Annotated in this window: 1 protein-coding gene; it reads right to left on the bottom strand. The window is 66.8% G+C overall.

Features of this window, described 5'->3' with window-relative positions; all coding sequences use genetic code 11:
* A partial coding sequence (locus LGR44_RS21670) for a response regulator transcription factor (RefSeq protein WP_226742794.1) occupies positions 1-647 on the bottom strand: 647 nt, incomplete at its 3' end.
* Positions 648-650 lie beyond the last annotated feature (3 nt).

Genomic DNA, 650 nt, shown 5'->3' with positions numbered 1-650 from the left:
CGTTTGGCCTCGATGGGATCGTAGCCGAGCCTCTGGCGCAGCTTCTTGCGCAGCTTGCTCACATGGCCCTCGATCACGCTCTCCTCCACGTCGTTGGAGTAGATGCCGTAGATGGCGTTGAAGATCTGGGTTTTGGTCAGGCGCCGGCCGCGGTTGCGCACCAGGTACTCGAGAATGTGGCGCTCGCGCCGGGGCAGGGGCAGGCTGACCCCGTCGATCTCCGGGTCGCGGCCGTCGAAGAACACGGTCAGGCGCTCGGCCGGTGCGGCGGCGGCCTGCTGGGTGGCGTTGACCCGGCGCCAGATCGCCTCGGTGCGGGCCAGGATCTCGCGCACGTGCACGGGCTTGCGCACCACGTCGTCGAACTTGGCGGTGAAGAGTTCGAGCGTCTGCTGCAGGGAGCGGACCTCGCTGAGCGCGATGATCGGCGCGCGGGAGTGGCGGCGGATGGTCTCGGCGCAGGCGATGCGGTCCTGGAAGTCGCCGAGCAGGAAGCCCTGGACCGCGTCGAGATCGGCGCTGGAGGCGGCCTTGAGCCAGTCCTGGAACTCACCGGAGAACACTCCGATGGATGAGATGCCTTCGCGGTCGAAACTGGCGACGTACCCAGCCGTCACCATCTGCCGTTCATCGACGACGATGTACATGAT

The sequence above is a fragment of the Microvirga lenta genome (assembly GCF_020532555.1).
Classification (GTDB): domain Bacteria; phylum Pseudomonadota; class Alphaproteobacteria; order Rhizobiales; family Beijerinckiaceae; genus Microvirga; species Microvirga lenta.
Note: the sequence above shows the minus strand (reverse complement) of the source record. Positions and strands in the feature narration are given on the sequence as shown.